We start from the raw sequence: 15,354 nt of genomic DNA on the forward strand, positions 1-15,354 counted from the left end.
GTTAAGGTAACCTGCTTAAAACTAATTGTATCGTTTCATCAATGACCGCGGCGGCATTGTTTGAAAATTCAAATTTAACCCTGTTTGCCAATATCGCGTTTACAGACAGTGCTTTGTGTCCCAGCGCGTTAGCTAAGGCATATATACCTGCGGTTTCCATCTCCAGGTTGGTAATACGATGATGTCCTGACCTGAAGGTACGGAGATCATCGATGAAGGCGGGCACCGAGTTCCTTGCCCGCACATCGCGCCCCTGAGGTGCGTAAAATCCCGGCGTTGTTACCGTAATACCCTTACGAAGTCCCTTTCCTATGATCTCAAGTAATCCTTTGTCTGCCGCCGTAATGTAAGGGTTTATACCCCTTATATATTTAAAATGATTTTGTACCTTTTCCAGTAAGTTCCGGATATCAGCTGTGCTATCGGCAGCATAATAACTCATCAAAGCATCCAGGCCGAGTCCAAATTCGGATATCATGATAGTGCCCACAGGGATATCTTCCTGAATGGCTCCCGATGTTCCAATCCTGATAATCTTTAAACTCTTAAGCTCGCTATTAACTATCCTGCTATCAAAATCCACGTTAACCACTGCATCGAGTTCATTGAGGACGATATCAATGTTATCTGTTCCTATCCCTGTAGAAATAACGCTGATACGTTTCGGCCCGATATATCCGGTATGAGTTATGAATTCGCGTTTGCCCCTTTTTAATTCAATTCTGTCGAAATGCTTACTTACACTGGCGACTCTATCCGGGTCACCCACTGTGATGACCGTTTCAGCAACATCGCCGGGCAGTAGATTTAAGTGATAAACACTGCCGTCAGGGTTTATTATAAGGTCCGTTTCTGAGATCTTTTTCATATCAATATCTATTCGGGATTATCAGGACGTACTAAGGTATTTCACTTGAAGCCCATCGATATTTTTAAATCTTCCGAGGACTTTTTCCTGCTGAGATAACCTGATCTCCACCTGAATAACAGACAGATTATCGAAGATTTGGTTTCTGACCTTAAGGCCCTCGTCTTTTATTATCTTCATAGTATCGTTCATTTTCGAATGATCAAAGCTGATCTCATAAACCGACGAAATACTCAGCTCGATTATTGCGGCCTGGTCCAATGCGTCTATCGTAGCCTTTTTATACGCGTTTATTAAACCGGGGACGCCAAGTAAGGTACCGCCAAAGTAGCGCACAACAACCGCTAATACATTTGTAACATCGTATGACAGCAAGGTGTTTAAAATTGGCCTTCCCGCAGTACCGGAAGGTTCTCCATCATCACTAACCCGGAATACGGAACGATCCGGGCTTAAGCGGAAAGCCCAGCAATGGTGATTCGCTTTGGGATGCTCTTTTCGCAACCTGCTTAAAATTTCCTTAACCTCGCCTTCTGCACGAACAGGATAAATAAAGGCCAGGAACTTACTTCCCTTGTCGCTAAAAGCACCCGATGAAAGCTGGAGGATCGTTTTATAGGAATCAGTAAACAACATTGGGCTTAGGAAGAAAAAGTCATCATTATGATCGATATTAAGGCTAAAACTATTCCGGCGTAGTTCAGGCGGCTCAGCTTTTCGCGGAATATGATAACCCCCACAAATGATCCCAGCAGTATAACGCCGATGTTCATACCCGAAAAAACAAGAGATGGCGTGAGAGCGAGGGCCTGGTGCGCCTTAAGGTAGAAGAGTATATTCCCAAAATTGGCTATTCCCAGGATCCATCCACAAAGTATATTGACAAGGGTAAATTTTACCTTTTTACTGAGAAAAAGGTAAAATAAAAAGATCGCTGAAACAACAAATGCGAGAAGAAAAACAACTAACAACGATGAAGTGAAAGGAATTGCGGTTGTTTTTGCGATTTGTTTAAACAGGATGTCTATAATTCCCATTCCGATAAAAACGCTTAGTGGATAGATCCAGTAGGCGCCTGATCCATTTTCATTTTTCTGCCAGCGGACAGAGCATATTATGGCAAGGAATGCCACCCCAATACCGGCGAGCTTCAGATCGGAAAAGTATTCTCCGAAAAGCAAAAATGCAGCTAAAACCGGGATGAACAGCGAGAGCCTCTGCGCAATATCTGTTCTTACGATTCCGGTGAACTTAACCGATAAGGCCAGAATCAGGAACAAAGAGGGCAGGAGAAGTCCTAAAGCGATATAGGTGGGATACAAACTACCGCTGATCGGAGGCCAGTCTGGCCGGTAAAAGAACCAGGCCAGGAATGCTGCAATCGAATAGTTCCACATGATAGCCTGCCGCGTGTCTATTTCATATCTTTTGGCCAATTTTAACAGGACTGACACGAACACACTACAGCAGACTGCTAAGAAAATGTATATCATAAATTATTTCGCCAAATAGTTAATATGTCGGGTCCAATGTTTAAAGTCTCAAGAGGGCTTCCCGGTAATGAAGGCGATTTTATACCTCGCGTCCATTCGCCGGTTCCGGTGAATACCCGGGCCTCATCCCACAAGCCAGCTGAAATGAACAGGCCCAGAATTGTGGCGCCCCCTTCAATTATCACAGATTGAACGTCCATCAGATAAAGCTGGTAACAGATCAACTGAGGCAGCAGGTTACCAAAATCTTCCAGCTCAAGATATTTGATCCTGCCGTCCAGCTCCGTTTTGAGAGCGTTGAAAATAATGGTGTCCTGGCTTTGATCAAAAATGTGAAGATTTTTAGCCAATTCAAGATTCCTGTCGACCACTATACGAACAGGAGACTTCCCACTCCACTCACGCACATTCAGCCTGGGATTATCGGCCCTGACGGTATTAGACCCCACCAGGACAGCATCTTCTTCACTACGCCACTTATGCACCAGTTGCTTAGCCGAACGAGCCGTGATCCACTTTTGACTAAGATCCGCGGGGGCAAAAAAACCATCCCTCGTTCGAGCCCATTTAAGTATGATGTAGGGGCGTTGTTGTTTGATCCTGGTATCGAACCGTTTGTTCAGCAAAAGACACTCGTGTTCAAGCACACCTATAACTACCTCGACGCCCGCGTCCCTTAACTTTTCAATGCCTTTGCCGTTAACTTGTCCATAGGGATCGCTGCAGCCCACTACAACCCGTGGAATGTTGTTATTTATAATAAGGTCGGTACAGGGTGGCGTCTTCCCGAAATGCACGCACGGTTCGAGACTGACATAGATCGTCGACCTTTTCAGCAGCTCATGCCCGTTTGCGTGGGTATCTAAAACGCTTCTTAGCGCATTAACTTCCGCGTGGGCTTCACCAAATGCCTTATGGTAACCTTCACCAATGATGCGATCATCACAAACGATCACTGCACCAACCATAGGATTCGGACTGACGCTGCCCATCCCCAGGCAGGCCAGCTCCAGGCATCGCCGCATGTAACCCTCATGTTGTTGCATACCACAAAAGTAATCAGGATAAAGCTACTTTGATGATGGTGCGGGTTATTTCTGAAAATATGGCCGGATATCTAAAATAACCTACACATATTACCGGTAAAAGCCAATCAGTTAACGGTAGAATCGATAACACAAGCGGGGGTAGAAATACAATGCCGGACTTTCACGGTGTTTTTTCTGACCCGACCAGTTACCGAAGCAAAATTGTTCTCCAAAATGGCTTACTTTGCTGCATGACAATTGCAGGCATGGAGAAGACGTTTATCCGGGAACTGACTGCCCTCTATTCTCCGGAAGAAGCAGGCAGCATAGCCCGGCTGGTCATCTGTTTTCTTTGCCAGATCGAACACGGTCAATATTTCATACGTAAAAATGAAGAACTCAGCGAAAAGCAGCACCTTACGCTCGACGACATCCTCAATACCTTGAAAAAGGGAGTTCCCGTTCAATATGCGCTCGGCGAAACGGAATTCTACGGCTTGCCGTTTAAAGTAAACCTTTCAGTTCTTATCCCAAGGCCGGAAACAGAAGAACTGGTTGATTGGATATTGAAAGATCTTAAGCTGCGCGGCGATAAAGTTAAAAGCTTAAAAATATTGGACATTGGAACCGGCAGCGGCTGTATTCCGGTCACGCTCGGGAAGAATCTTCCTGAAGCCGAAGTGTCGGCGCTGGATGTATCACCCGGGGCATTAACCCTGGCTCAGGAAAATGCCATTCTCAATAAAACTGAGATCATTTTTATTCAGGATGATATATTGGATCCACGCCCCACATCGACCAGGTATTCCATAATAACAAGTAACCCGCCTTACATAACTCTCACTGAAAAGTCGCAAATGCATGTCAATGTGCTCGACCACGAACCCCATTTAGCCCTTTTCGTGCCAGACGACGATCCGCTGGTATTTTATAAGGCCATCGCAAACTTTGCTAAAAGCCACCTTGAAGCCGGCGGACTATTATACCTTGAGATCAATGAGCATCTTGGCCAGGAAACAGCGGCTCTTCTCCGGGATGAAGGGTTCATTCACGTTGAGCTTCGCCAGGACCTGCGTGACCGCGACAGAATGATAAAAGCACAATTAGGATAATCTTAAGGCGAAAAGCCAACATTTACAGCTATGGTAACCTCTTACGAAGCCACATTAGAAGAACTTTCAGTACACCGGATCGGAAATAAGATCCAGAACGAATTTTACAGCTTGTCAGCCCAGCCGCTTCAGCTTGAAGACGAGACGCTTCGCGGGTTTCTGATGCAGTATTTCCTGACCCCATTTGAAAAAGAAAATGAGATATATCGCCTGATGCATTCAAGTGACGACCTGAACCTGAATGAATTGTTCCACTTTAGTTCGGAGATCTTCAATGAGAGTACCAAATTTCATGAAGTCAGCGGGAGCATTACGAAACACCTGTTTGATATCTCCAATCACCCGAAGATTAAGTCCGGCGAACTCTATATCGCCCGTTTTAAAGACCTTCAATTGGAGGGAGAGATGGTCGACGCTCTCGGCATCTTTAAATCTGAAACTAAAGAACCTTATCTGACGGTAAGTCCCGGGCAGGACGGATTCATTGTAAGTTACGAGGAGAATGGAATAAATATTAATAAACTCGACAAAGGCTGCTTAATCTTCGACACAGAGAAAGATCAGGGCTATAAGGTGATGGTGATCGACCAGACCAACCGTACTGATGCTGCTTACTGGAAGGATGAATTCCTCAAATTGCGGATCAGAAATGATGATTTCAACAAAACAAGCAATACCCTGAATGTCTGCAAGAGCTTTATCACCGGAAAGATCGATGACGATTTCGACATCTCCAAGGCTGATAAGATAGACCTGCTGAATAAATCATTGAAGTATTTTAAGGACAAGAATAGCTTTAACATTGATGAGTTTGCGGAAGAAGTGATTGGGAATCCCAGGGCAATTGAGTCGTTCAAAAGCTATACAAAAGAATATAACAACGAATTTGACGCCGGACTGGAAGAGTCATTCGATATCTCCAGCGCCGCTGTTAAGAAGCAGGCCAGGGTGTTCAAGAGTATCCTGAAATTAGATAAGAACTTTCATATATATATTCATGGCAATAAAGAACTTATAGAAAAGGGCTTCGACGAGGATAAATCGATGAATTTTTATAAGGTGTATTTCAGGGAAGAGCAGTAGCTAACTTCGCGGATGGTATTGGACGATAGACTCCCTTAAATAATCGCGGTCTAAATGGGTGTAGATCTCGGTCGTAGTTATACTTTCGTGGCCCAGCATCTCCTGTACCGCCCTGAGGTCTGCCCCCCCCTCGATGAGGTGCGTCGCAAAAGAATGCCTGAACGTGTGTGGGCTGATGCTTTTCTTTATCCCTGCAGCTTTAACAAGGTCTTTAATGATCAAAAATATCATAACACGTGAAAGCGGGCTTCCGCGGCGGTTTAAGAAGACAAAATCCGCTTTTCCCGCCTTAATGGGTATATGCACCCGGATGTCGTCCAGGTATATTTTTAGAAATTTAATTGCCTGGCTTCCAATGGGGACAAGCCTTTCCTTGTTGCCCTTTCCAACAACCTTTATAAATTCAATATCCAGGTAGAGGTTGGAAATCTTTAAGCTGGTGAGCTCAGACACCCGCAACCCGCAGCCATAAAGCGTTTCAAGAATAGCTTTATTACGCATTCCTTCCGGCCGTGACAGGTCTATAGCTTCTATCACGCTATTTATTTCCATGATGTTCAGCGTATCGGGCAATTTCCTGGTCGTCTTCGGGCTTTCAAGCAAAGCAGAAGGGTCTGTTTCTATCCTGTTCTCGAGGGCCAGGTACTTGAAAAACGACTTCAATCCGGAGAGGACTCGTGCCTGCGTAGGGGGGATCATGCCGAGTTCGTTTACCCAGGCAAGAAAGTCCTTAAGATCCTTGGTCGTGACGCTGGCCGGCCCTTTTTCTTCTGAGCGGGCTAAGAAAAATTGCACAAGCTTATCCACATCGTGCAAATACGCTTCGATCGTATTGGCAGATAACGACCTTTCAAGCTTTAAATATGCCTTAAAACCGCGCAGGCTTGATTGCCAGTCCAATTTATTTTTTAAGTTTGATGAAAAATATTGCTGATGAATATACAAATCATTAACGGTCCAAATTTAAACTTACTTGGCATAAGGGAGAAATCTATTTATGGCGACAGCAGCTTCGAAGACTATCTGGAAACACTTAGGAGCAAATACAGTATCATAAACATCGATTATTTCCAAAGCAATGTTGAGGGCGAAATAATTAACAAATTACATGAGGTGGGATTCAGTTACGACGGGATCATTCTTAACGGTGGCGCCTACACTCACACGTCGGTAGGCATAGCCGATGCAATTGCCGGGATCAACACTACCGTTGTTGAAGTTCATATATCCAATATCTACGCAAGGGAAGAGTTTCGCCATGTTTCGCTTACTGGCAAGAATTGCAGGGGAGTACTAACCGGGTTCGGACTGGATGGTTATAGATTAGCCCTGGAAAGCTTTCTATAAGCTGTTATAGGTTTTTCTTTTTAAAACAAAATACTGCCATACGATACTTATATTCCTTAAACCTGTTTTATTGAATTTCGAGCGATCTATCTTCCGTGCTTTCCTGGCATTTATGAAGACCGACCTGAAAAATGACTGGTGAGCACGGCTCACGGCCCAGGCATTTGCAGGCTTGCCATCCAGCAGGAACTTGAATATTGACAGCAGATCTAGCCAGAGGCGGCTGAAGACGATCAGGCCGGAGTAATAGAAAGGTTGGTTTTTTTGAATGACAATCAGGCTATTTCGAAAATTCAGGTAAGTTTTGAACGGGCTTTCAGAATTCAATGTTCCGCCACCCAGGTGATAAACCCGGGATTGAGGACAGTACATGATCTTATAACCGCGGTTCTTGAGTCTCCAGCAAAGATCAATTTCTTCCATATGGGCGAAAAAATCTTCGTCCAGCCCGCCAGCTTCTATCCATTTTTCTCTTTTAATAAATAGCGCTGCGCCTGATGCCCAGAAAATTTCTGTGGTGTCGTCATACTGGCCATTATCTGATTCGACATGGTCGAAAATCCTGCCCCGGCAGAAGGGATACCCAAACACATCTATAAAACCTCCGGCGGCACCGGCATATTCGAATTTCTCAGGATGCGTATGGGACAATATTTTGGGTTGGGCAGCGGCGATCAAAGGGTTGCTCTGCATTAATGCTATAACAGGCTGAATCCAGTCCGGCTCCACAGCAACGTCTGAATTAAGGAGAACGAAATAGTCGCTTTCAACCTGCCCCAAAGACTTGTTATAGCCCCCGGCAAAGCCATAGTTTTTATCATTTCTGATGATACGGATCTCGGGATAATCAGCCTTCAGGAATTCCAGCGACAAATCATTAGAAGCGTTGTCTGCAACTATTATTTCGAGTTTCGGATAAGTGCTTCTGCAAACTGACGGAAGAAAGTCTTTGAGGTGCTTTAACCCGTTCCAATTTAAAATTACTACGCTAACTTTTGGCAGATCTGTCATGCTGAGATATTTTCGGGTTTAAACTTCCATCTCTTATGCGACCAAAGCCAATAATCTGGTTTTTCGCGAATAAGTTTTTCCAATTCACTCGTATGCATGTTTGTTATTTCAAACTCTTTAGTGTCTTTAGGATAATCAATGAGAGGTTTAATTACACATAGATAATATCCTCTTTTAATTCTATTAATGCTAAAATATATGATCGCATCATTTGACTTAACCGCAACCTTTTCCACACCGAGAAATATTGCCGTAGCCTGGTTTAAAAAATTCGTAAAATAGCGGGATTCCTCGCGTGTCGGCGTCTGATCGCCCACGAGCACCAGTACACGGGGACGACCTTTACCTTTATACTCTGCAACTTTTCTGTACGTCTGTTTCATAGGTACCATTGTAGTCCCGAACCTCGAACGGACAGAATTAATAAGATGATCAAAGTTCGTGTCTGACAATGGTTTATAAACAATTAAGGTGTCATATTCTTGTATTGCGAGACCAATAGCCAGCGATCCTAATTCCCAGTTTCCGTAATGACCGGATACAGCAATAACGGATCTTCCGTTCTCCAGGTGCGAAGTGATAGCTTCGAGGTTTTCAAACTTGTAACGCTTGTTCAGTTCTTTAGCGCTTATGGTAAGGCTTTTCACAGATTCAAGTATCATATCGGCCAGGAATTTGTAGAAGCTTTTCTCAATTACACTCAACTCATCAGCTGACTTTTCAGGAAATGAGTTTCTAAGATTATCCCGGACCACTTTGCGACGGTATTTGAGTACATAATAGAGAAGAACGAAAAGCCCGTCCGAAATAAGGTATATTATGCTGAATGGAAGTAAAGAGATTAGTTTCAGGAGAAAAACTACTATCTGAAATACAATTTTATTCATCCTGAACCATCATTTATATATTATAGGGTAGGGGTATCCGGGTTGATTTAGGAACATTCCCTCCAGCAGCGATATTTAATTTACTAATTTCGGCAAATTGAAGCACAAACATAACCTATACCATGGAAAAAGGAGCAATTTTCCCCCTGTTTTATCTGCCACCCGTTGAGTATTTCAGTGCCATTTTACAAAACAAGGATCAAATTATTATTGAGAATGCAGAGAATTTTGAGAAGCAAACCTATCGCAACCGGGCTTCGATTCACTCGCCTAACGGCAAGCTCGACCTGATTATTCCGGTAATCAAGGGATCGAAAAATCACACGAAAGTTAAAGACGTTAAAATAAGCTATGATTTTAAGTGGCAGCGCTTGCACCTGTTGAGTTTACAGACTTGTTATCGAAGTTCAGCTTATTTTGAGTTTTATGAAGACGATCTCAGTCCGTTTTATGAGAAAAAGTGGAAGTATTTGTTTGACTTCAATGAAGAGCTGCTTGAAATGATGTTTCGCTTCCTGAAAATCAAGGTACAGTACGGGTATTCGAATGAATTTCAGAAAGACTACCCGAAACATTTGGATTTCCGGCATTCAATTCATCCCAAGCATTCCCGGCCTGATAATGTTAAAAGATATTTCCAGGTCTTTGAAGAAAGAAACGGTTTTTTACCTAATTTGAGCATAGCGGACCTTATCTTCAATCAGGGCCCGCAGAGCAGTAAATATCTTTAAAATGGCAAAGATAAGGCGCATCCATTTAAAAGCCAGGAAATACGTCCCCATCCCCGGCGTAAGCCCTGGGTCCATTCAGTTATACGAAGGGGCGCTGGCACCCAAAATAACAGTATACGCATATAATGCGTCTGAATATCATTGTGAAAATCTTGATTCAGTTACGGACCTGGACGAACATTTTAAAAAATACCAGGGTTTAACGCATTGGATTGATGTACGTGGGATAGGGGATATCGGGTTATATAATTACCTGGAGAAGAAATTTGATATTCATAAACTCGTTTTAGAAGACATTGCCAATATTCAGCAACGCCCAAAAATGGACGAGTATGACAGGTATGTATTTGCTGTGAGCAGGATGCTTTACGTAGATGTCGACCTCGAAATCGCCAACGAGCAGATTTCCTTTATTCTACTGCCAGACATATTGATCAGCTTCCAGGAGAATTATACCGAAATCACCCGGCCGGTTATAAGCCGCCTGGAAATGGGCAAAGGAAATATCCGCGTTAGCGGTCCATCCTATATGCTTTACTCCCTGATGGATGTAGTGGTGGATAATTACTTTACCCTTATCTATAAACTCGGCGATGAATTGGAAACCATCGAGGAGCTTTTGTATCGCAAGCCGGATAAAACCCTCATGTATCAAACTCAGTGTATTAAAAGAGCAATGATCATGATCCGGAGAGCCGTATGGCCAGAGCGAGATAAGATCAATGACATGATCAGGAGTGACAGCAAGCTGATCAGTTCTCATACTAAAACCTTCCTGAAAGATACCTACGACCATTCCATGCAGGTTATCGACCTCGTAGAAAGCTATAAGGAGTTAACTACCAGTTTGATCGATACTAATCTCTCATTTATCACTAACAGGATGAATGAGATCATGAAGGTTTTAACCATTATTTCGTCCATTTTTATACCGCTCACGTTTATTGCAGGCGTATATGGAATGAATTTTGCCTATCAGGACCCGGAGACCGGGAAGATTCTCAGACACAATATGCCGGAGCTGTATTCAGAAAATGGTTATATCTATACAATGGCAGTCATGCTTTTGATCGCGGTTGTTCAAATGATCTACTTCTGGAGAAAGGGTTGGTTAAGTAATAAGTAAAATCCCGTTTCTCACCTGTAATTCCTACTTTTAACAAATGCAATCGTTCGAACTGGATAAATCAGATATTCTAAAGATCAGGAAAGCTCTGGAACAGGACGATTCTGCGCTAAAGATCTCTGTCTCCGAATATCATCCGTCCGAGATCGCGATACTTTTCGAGAGCTTACCCCAGGAGTCCAGAGAACGAATTATAAGCATTTTACCTGCTGAGATCGCTTCAGAGGTTATTTCTGAAATGGACTCTGAATTTCATCCCGAGCGCCTACTTGAAAACCTGCATCCGGAACGTCGTTCAGAGATCGTTGAAGAACTTGATTATGATGATGCTACAGACATCATTAGTCAGCTACCCGAGGAGCAGCAGCAAGAAATTCTTCAGGAACTTGACGAGGAGGACGCATCGAACATCCGTTCGCTCTTAAAATACGATGATGATACCGCCGGCGGTTTGATGAACACCCAGGTAATCAAAATCAACCAGAACCTGATGAAGAAGGAAGCACTTGACCTCATCATCAAGCAGTCGGAAGAGATGGAGGAGTTTTATACTATTAATGTAATTGATGAGCATAATATGCTGAAAGGTATAGTCTCCTTAAAAGATATTATAAAAGCCCGCAACAACGTCAGGATCCAGGAAATCATCAAAGCTGATTTCGTTTATGTTAAGGCTGATACAGATCAGGAAGAAGTAGCAAAGCTTATTTCTCAGTATAATCTGAGTAGTATTCCGGTGGTTGACGACAATATGCATCTTCTTGGCCGGATCACTTTCGATGATGTGATTGATGTTATGGAGGAGGAGAATACAGAAGATATTCTTAAGATATCCGGGGTGTCGGAAGATGAGGAACTTGCCGGTAACTGGAAAGAGGCCGTTAAAAGCCGCTTGCCCTGGCTTGTGCTAAATCTCGGAACCGCATTTCTTGCTGCGTCCGTTATTCGTTATTTCGATAGTTCAATAGCCAGAATGGGGATACTAGCAGGATATATGGTTATGATCGCCGGAATGGGTGGGAACGCTGCAACCCAGGCACTTGCCGTGACGGTCAGGCGTATTTCCCTCAATGACCTTACCGACAATCAGGCATATAGAACTGTGCTGAAAGAATTTACGGTGGGGCTGATAAACGGCGCAAGCATTGGATTTATTATTTTTCTATTTGCCTTATTCTATGATGCGAATCCGATGCTCGGCCTGGTCATTTTTATAGCCATGACCGGAAACCTGATCATTGCCGGGATGGCTGGCTCATCTATTCCGTTAATATTAAAAAGAGTAGGGATAGACCCGGCAATCGCCTCATCCATAATCATTACTACGTTTACTGACGTCTTTGGCTTCCTGCTTTTACTCGGCCTGGCAAGCAAACTCTTACTGTAAATAGTCGTATTTGCCGTATTTCATTTTCACCGCTGGCGATTTTATTCTAAATTTGTGTATGACTGAAATCAGAAACAACTGGACTAAAGAAGAGATATCAGAAATTTATCATAGTCCGCTGCTGGACTTGATTTACCGTTCTGCGACCGTGCACAGGGAGAATAAGGACTATTCTGAGGTTCAGATCAGCAGCTTGTTATCGATCAAGACAGGAGGTTGTCCTGAAGATTGCGCGTATTGTCCGCAGGCAGCCCGTTTCCATACTGACCTTGAAGTTCAGGCTTTGATGTCGGTGGACCAGGTTACAGAAGCCGCACAGAAAGCTAAAGACGCTGGTGCGTCCCGCTTGTGTATGGGAGCGGCCTGGCGTGAGGTTAGAGATAACCGCGATTTTGAGAGAGTTATAGAAATGGTCAGTTCCGTCAATGCGATGGACATGGAAGTCTGCTGTACCCTCGGCATGCTTACCGAATCACAGGCACAGAGGCTGGCGGATGCCGGCCTGTACGCATACAACCATAATTTAGATACTTCGGAAGATGATTATAAGCGGATTATTACAACCCGTACCTATGATGATCGTCTGAAAACAATTGAAAATGCCCGGAAAGCAAAATTAACAGTCTGCAGCGGAGGTATTATTGGGCTGGGGGAAACCGTTGAAGACAGGATATCGATGCTAAAGACTCTTTCCAATATGGCAAGACATCCTGAATCTGTGCCTATCAATGCCCTTGTGCCTGTAAAGGGCACGCCTTTAGCGGATCAGCCACGTGTACCTGTCTGGGATATGGTTAGGATGATAGCCACCGCACGTATCATTATGCCGAAGACTGTCGTCCGCCTGTCAGCCGGCAGGACCGAAATGAGCTTAACCGATCAGGCTTTGTGTTTTATGGCCGGGGCTAATTCTATCTTTGCCGGCGATAAATTACTTACCACTCCAAATCCCGCTTTTAATGAGGATATGGAAATGTTTAATTTGTTAGGTCTTAAGCCCCGGGAAGCCTTTAAAAACGGCAGGCCGGCAGTACAAGCGGATAAGGAGCATCTATCGCCTGTTAACTCGTAGCGGCGCTGCTCAACGTTATCTAATGACGGGAGGAATGGTTTCTGTTATGGCAGGACAAGTTTCTGAATGTCCGAAATTAGTTTGTTGATGTAGTCTAGTTGCTCATATAGCAGGTACTGATCTTTAGTAACCTCCTGATCACCGGTTTGGCCCTGATACCGTATTTCGACCTCTTTCAAGTCAGTTCCGCCCATCTTTCTTATAATTTCACTTAAACTATATAACGATTTACGTATCAGCTTGATATGACTCTCGTTTATCTCTGCATTATCGGCATTTTGCAGATTGGTAATCAAGGTCGCTACATATGATGACAGCATATGATTCAGGACAACGAACTTATGGATTTCTTTACTGTTTTGCTGTTTACTTTTAGGCTCCGACTGCATTCTCTGGAAAGCGCTCGCCAGGTTGGCTGAACTCACATAAACATCTTTTCGCGCTAATTTATAAGAAGTGATGTCGAGCTGCTTTTCAGTAAGCTCATCCGCAACATTAAGGAGGTACTGGTGGTTAGCGACCAAAACCTCCCTCATGAAACTTTTGAGATGATAGTATTCCCAATTGGGCAGGATGAAGAAACTAGCACCGAGGGCTATAAACGAACCGACAAAGGTGTCAATAATCCTTTCCTGCGCAACAGTTAGATTATTCTCTCCCAGAAAACTGAAAAGTATCAGGGTATAAGGAGTCATAAACAGCACGCTGACAATGTAATTGAGTCTCTGAAAACTGTATGCGCCTACCATGAAAAAAAGCAGAAAAACAAATAAAGCCGTCTGGTCCTTTACATAAATTATGATCAGTGCACCAGCCACGCCGCCACACAGAGTACCGACAAGTCGTTGTATATTTCTCTGTTTTGTAAGACTGAACGCAGGTTTCAAAATTACCAGGATGGTTAAGAGTATCCAATAACTGTGATGTCCGAATGGAAACAATTTTGAAACAAGGAAACCGATAAGGCACATTAACGAAACCCGTATTGCGTGGCGGAATATGGATGACTTAAAGGTGAGGTTCTCCCTAAGTGTTTTAAGGTCAAAATCCTGGTGTGACACGAATTTGTTTAGGTGCTCCTGACTTCGAACGCTTACACTTGAAAGCTGAGGGTTATCATAATAACTGTAAATTTTGCGAATACGACTGGCCATGTTCCGAACGTTGATCAGGATTTTCTTCAACACGAGATTGCTGACTTCCTGTTCTTCAAGGCGATCGATACTAAGTTTCAGTGCCTCAAGCTCCGTTTTATAATGATGAAGCCGTTCCGGATTTTCATTGCTGATGATGAAATAGCTTAAATTTTCTAAATCCTCACTGAATTTTGTAATAACCTTATTGAATCCATCAAGCACGTTTGTCTCACCGTATGTATTTCGAATAGCCTGGTAATCGTAATGTGTCGCCATTGCTTGTTCAAAAAGATCTACAATGTCCACAAAAACCAGGATAAGAAGTCTGCCGGCTCCGGTCGACTCTTTAACCATAAGCCGGCTTTTAAAAAGAAGTTCCCTTACCGTATCCTGATGCTGGTGTACCAGGATCTGCTGATCAACGAGTTTGGTATAATTATCGTCGTGATCCGTGTTAAGGTTGTAAAAATCTGCCTTGATCCGTACAAATACGGCAATTTCCTTAATGCACTCCCCTAAAGCCTGCTGCGCCAGGCGATAGGGTCTTATCTGGCTCAAAGAAATGCTTAAGATGGTATACCAGAGGCCTCCTGACAAAATATACAAGCTGTGTTCCCAGGCACCGGACGCGGATACTACATCTTCGTCAATGCTCAGGATCATAACAAGCAGCGCCGCCGTGCCTATAGAAGACGCCCGGTTTCCGTAGACCGAGAACATGGAATACAGAAAACACAGAACAGTGATCTCTATCCCCACAAGTATTGGATTCCAATTAATTAAACCCGTTAGGATAGCCGTCAGAAACACGAACAGGTTACAAAACAGCATCCCGTTACGCTTGTGAACAACCGGGCCCGGATTATCTGCTATACTGACGCAAAGTGCACCAAGAGAAATCGTAAGACCAACCGAAAGCATATTGAGGTTGTAAAAAACCAGCGAGGGGAGGAGCACGCCGAAAGTTATACGAAGCCCGTCGGAAAAGTATTGGCTAAAAATAAAGGACTTGATCTCCCTCGAATGGTTCATTACCAAAAATACCTTTATCTGATTGATTAGCAATTCATAAA

The 15,354-nt window shown here is 43.6% G+C and carries 15 protein-coding genes; 7 read left to right on the top strand and 8 right to left on the bottom strand.

The window, feature by feature from the left end; all coding sequences use genetic code 11:
• Position 1 precedes the first annotated feature (1 nt).
• The 4 genes from P2W76_RS05955 to ribD are packed head-to-tail and all read right to left on the bottom strand — an operon-like array spanning position 2 to position 3,407.
• Entirely contained in the window at positions 2-868 is an 867-nt protein-coding gene (locus P2W76_RS05955; RefSeq protein WP_276346665.1) for a nucleoside phosphorylase, read from the bottom strand.
• Positions 869-889: 21 nt separating this feature from the next.
• Positions 890-1,504, bottom strand: coding sequence for a YigZ family protein (locus tag P2W76_RS05960; RefSeq protein WP_276346667.1), 615 nt, complete (start codon positions 1,502-1,504; stop codon positions 890-892).
• Between the two features lie 5 nt (positions 1,505-1,509).
• Positions 1,510-2,304, bottom strand: a complete 795-nt coding sequence (locus tag P2W76_RS05965) for an EamA/RhaT family transporter (RefSeq protein ID WP_276346668.1) — start codon at positions 2,302-2,304, stop codon at positions 1,510-1,512.
• 53 nt (positions 2,305-2,357) lie between these two features.
• The gene (gene ribD / locus P2W76_RS05970; protein WP_276346669.1) at positions 2,358-3,407 is read right to left on the bottom strand and encodes a bifunctional diaminohydroxyphosphoribosylaminopyrimidine deaminase/5-amino-6-(5-phosphoribosylamino)uracil reductase RibD; all 1,050 of its coding nucleotides are present in this window, start codon (positions 3,405-3,407) and stop codon (positions 2,358-2,360) included.
• A gap of 233 nt (positions 3,408-3,640) precedes the next feature.
• Here ribD and prmC point away from each other — a divergent pair, with 233 nt between their 5' ends.
• Both prmC and P2W76_RS05980 read left to right on the top strand, forming a co-directional pair.
• Positions 3,641-4,501, top strand: a complete 861-nt coding sequence (prmC, locus tag P2W76_RS05975) for a peptide chain release factor N(5)-glutamine methyltransferase (protein WP_276346670.1) — start codon at positions 3,641-3,643, stop codon at positions 4,499-4,501.
• Positions 4,502-4,531: 30 nt separating this feature from the next.
• Complete coding sequence (locus tag P2W76_RS05980) at positions 4,532-5,584, top strand: nucleoid-associated protein (protein ID WP_276346671.1); 1,053 nt, start codon at positions 4,532-4,534, stop codon at positions 5,582-5,584.
• Here the strand turns inward: P2W76_RS05980 and xerD are convergent, their stop codons facing one another.
• A complete protein-coding gene (gene xerD / locus P2W76_RS05985; protein WP_276346672.1) occupies positions 5,585-6,484 on the bottom strand; it encodes a site-specific tyrosine recombinase XerD in 900 nt (299 codons plus the stop codon).
• 33 nt (positions 6,485-6,517) lie between these two features.
• Between xerD and P2W76_RS05990 the strand changes: the two genes are divergently transcribed.
• On the top strand, positions 6,518-6,931 hold the full coding sequence (locus P2W76_RS05990; RefSeq protein WP_276346673.1) for a type II 3-dehydroquinate dehydratase: 414 nt from the start codon (positions 6,518-6,520) through the stop codon (positions 6,929-6,931).
• Here the strand turns inward: P2W76_RS05990 and P2W76_RS05995 are convergent.
• Both P2W76_RS05995 and P2W76_RS06000 read right to left on the bottom strand, forming a co-directional pair.
• Complete coding sequence (locus P2W76_RS05995; RefSeq protein WP_276346674.1) at positions 6,926-7,942, bottom strand: glycosyltransferase family 2 protein; 1,017 nt, start codon at positions 7,940-7,942, stop codon at positions 6,926-6,928. The genes P2W76_RS05990 and P2W76_RS05995 overlap by 6 nt on opposite strands.
• Positions 7,939-8,829, bottom strand: a complete 891-nt coding sequence (locus tag P2W76_RS06000) for a lauroyl acyltransferase (RefSeq protein ID WP_276346675.1) — start codon at positions 8,827-8,829, stop codon at positions 7,939-7,941. The genes P2W76_RS05995 and P2W76_RS06000 overlap by 4 nt, the downstream gene beginning before the upstream one ends.
• Positions 8,830-8,951: 122 nt before the next feature.
• On the opposite strand from P2W76_RS06000, the gene P2W76_RS06005 reads away from it, so the two are divergent.
• The 4 genes from P2W76_RS06005 to bioB are packed head-to-tail and all read left to right on the top strand — an operon-like array spanning position 8,952 to position 13,145.
• On the top strand, positions 8,952-9,560 hold the full coding sequence (locus P2W76_RS06005) for a WbqC family protein (protein WP_276346677.1): 609 nt from the start codon (positions 8,952-8,954) through the stop codon (positions 9,558-9,560).
• Between the two features lies 1 nt (position 9,561).
• Complete coding sequence (gene corA, locus P2W76_RS06010; RefSeq protein ID WP_276346678.1) at positions 9,562-10,686, top strand: magnesium/cobalt transporter CorA; 1,125 nt, start codon at positions 9,562-9,564, stop codon at positions 10,684-10,686.
• 37 nt (positions 10,687-10,723) lie between these two features.
• On the top strand, positions 10,724-12,073 hold the full coding sequence (gene mgtE, locus P2W76_RS06015; RefSeq protein ID WP_276346680.1) for a magnesium transporter: 1,350 nt from the start codon (positions 10,724-10,726) through the stop codon (positions 12,071-12,073).
• A gap of 58 nt (positions 12,074-12,131) precedes the next feature.
• Positions 12,132-13,145 carry a biotin synthase BioB gene (gene bioB, locus P2W76_RS06020; protein ID WP_276346682.1) on the top strand — a complete coding sequence of 338 codons (1,014 nt, stop codon included), beginning with the start codon at positions 12,132-12,134 and terminating at the stop codon, positions 13,143-13,145.
• 44 nt (positions 13,146-13,189) lie between these two features.
• Here the strand turns inward: bioB and P2W76_RS06025 are convergent, their stop codons facing one another.
• Positions 13,190-15,313, bottom strand: a complete 2,124-nt coding sequence (locus P2W76_RS06025; RefSeq protein ID WP_276346684.1) for an FUSC family membrane protein — start codon at positions 15,311-15,313, stop codon at positions 13,190-13,192.
• Positions 15,314-15,354 lie beyond the last annotated feature (41 nt).

It is taken from the genome of Daejeonella sp. JGW-45 (assembly GCF_029360805.1).
GTDB lineage: Bacteria > Bacteroidota > Bacteroidia > Sphingobacteriales > Sphingobacteriaceae > Daejeonella.

Coding starts and splice junctions, on each gene's coding strand:
- P2W76_RS06000 (WP_276346675.1), bottom strand. CDS start 8,829: ATGAATAAAATTGTATTTCAGATAGTAGTTTTTCTCCTGAAACTAATC.
- mgtE (WP_276346680.1), top strand. CDS start 10,724: ATGCAATCGTTCGAACTGGATAAATCAGATATTCTAAAGATCAGGAAA.
- prmC (WP_276346670.1), top strand. CDS start 3,641: ATGACAATTGCAGGCATGGAGAAGACGTTTATCCGGGAACTGACTGCC.
- ribD (WP_276346669.1), bottom strand. CDS start 3,407: ATGCAACAACATGAGGGTTACATGCGGCGATGCCTGGAGCTGGCCTGC.
- P2W76_RS05980 (WP_276346671.1), top strand. CDS start 4,532: ATGGTAACCTCTTACGAAGCCACATTAGAAGAACTTTCAGTACACCGG.
- P2W76_RS05990 (WP_276346673.1), top strand. CDS start 6,518: ATGAATATACAAATCATTAACGGTCCAAATTTAAACTTACTTGGCATA.
- P2W76_RS05955 (WP_276346665.1), bottom strand. CDS start 868: ATGAAAAAGATCTCAGAAACGGACCTTATAATAAACCCTGACGGCAGT.
- P2W76_RS06025 (WP_276346684.1), bottom strand. CDS start 15,313: ATGAACCATTCGAGGGAGATCAAGTCCTTTATTTTTAGCCAATACTTT.
- P2W76_RS05995 (WP_276346674.1), bottom strand. CDS start 7,942: ATGACAGATCTGCCAAAAGTTAGCGTAGTAATTTTAAATTGGAACGGG.
- corA (WP_276346678.1), top strand. CDS start 9,562: ATGGCAAAGATAAGGCGCATCCATTTAAAAGCCAGGAAATACGTCCCC.
- P2W76_RS05960 (WP_276346667.1), bottom strand. CDS start 1,504: ATGTTGTTTACTGATTCCTATAAAACGATCCTCCAGCTTTCATCGGGT.
- P2W76_RS06005 (WP_276346677.1), top strand. CDS start 8,952: ATGGAAAAAGGAGCAATTTTCCCCCTGTTTTATCTGCCACCCGTTGAG.
- bioB (WP_276346682.1), top strand. CDS start 12,132: ATGACTGAAATCAGAAACAACTGGACTAAAGAAGAGATATCAGAAATT.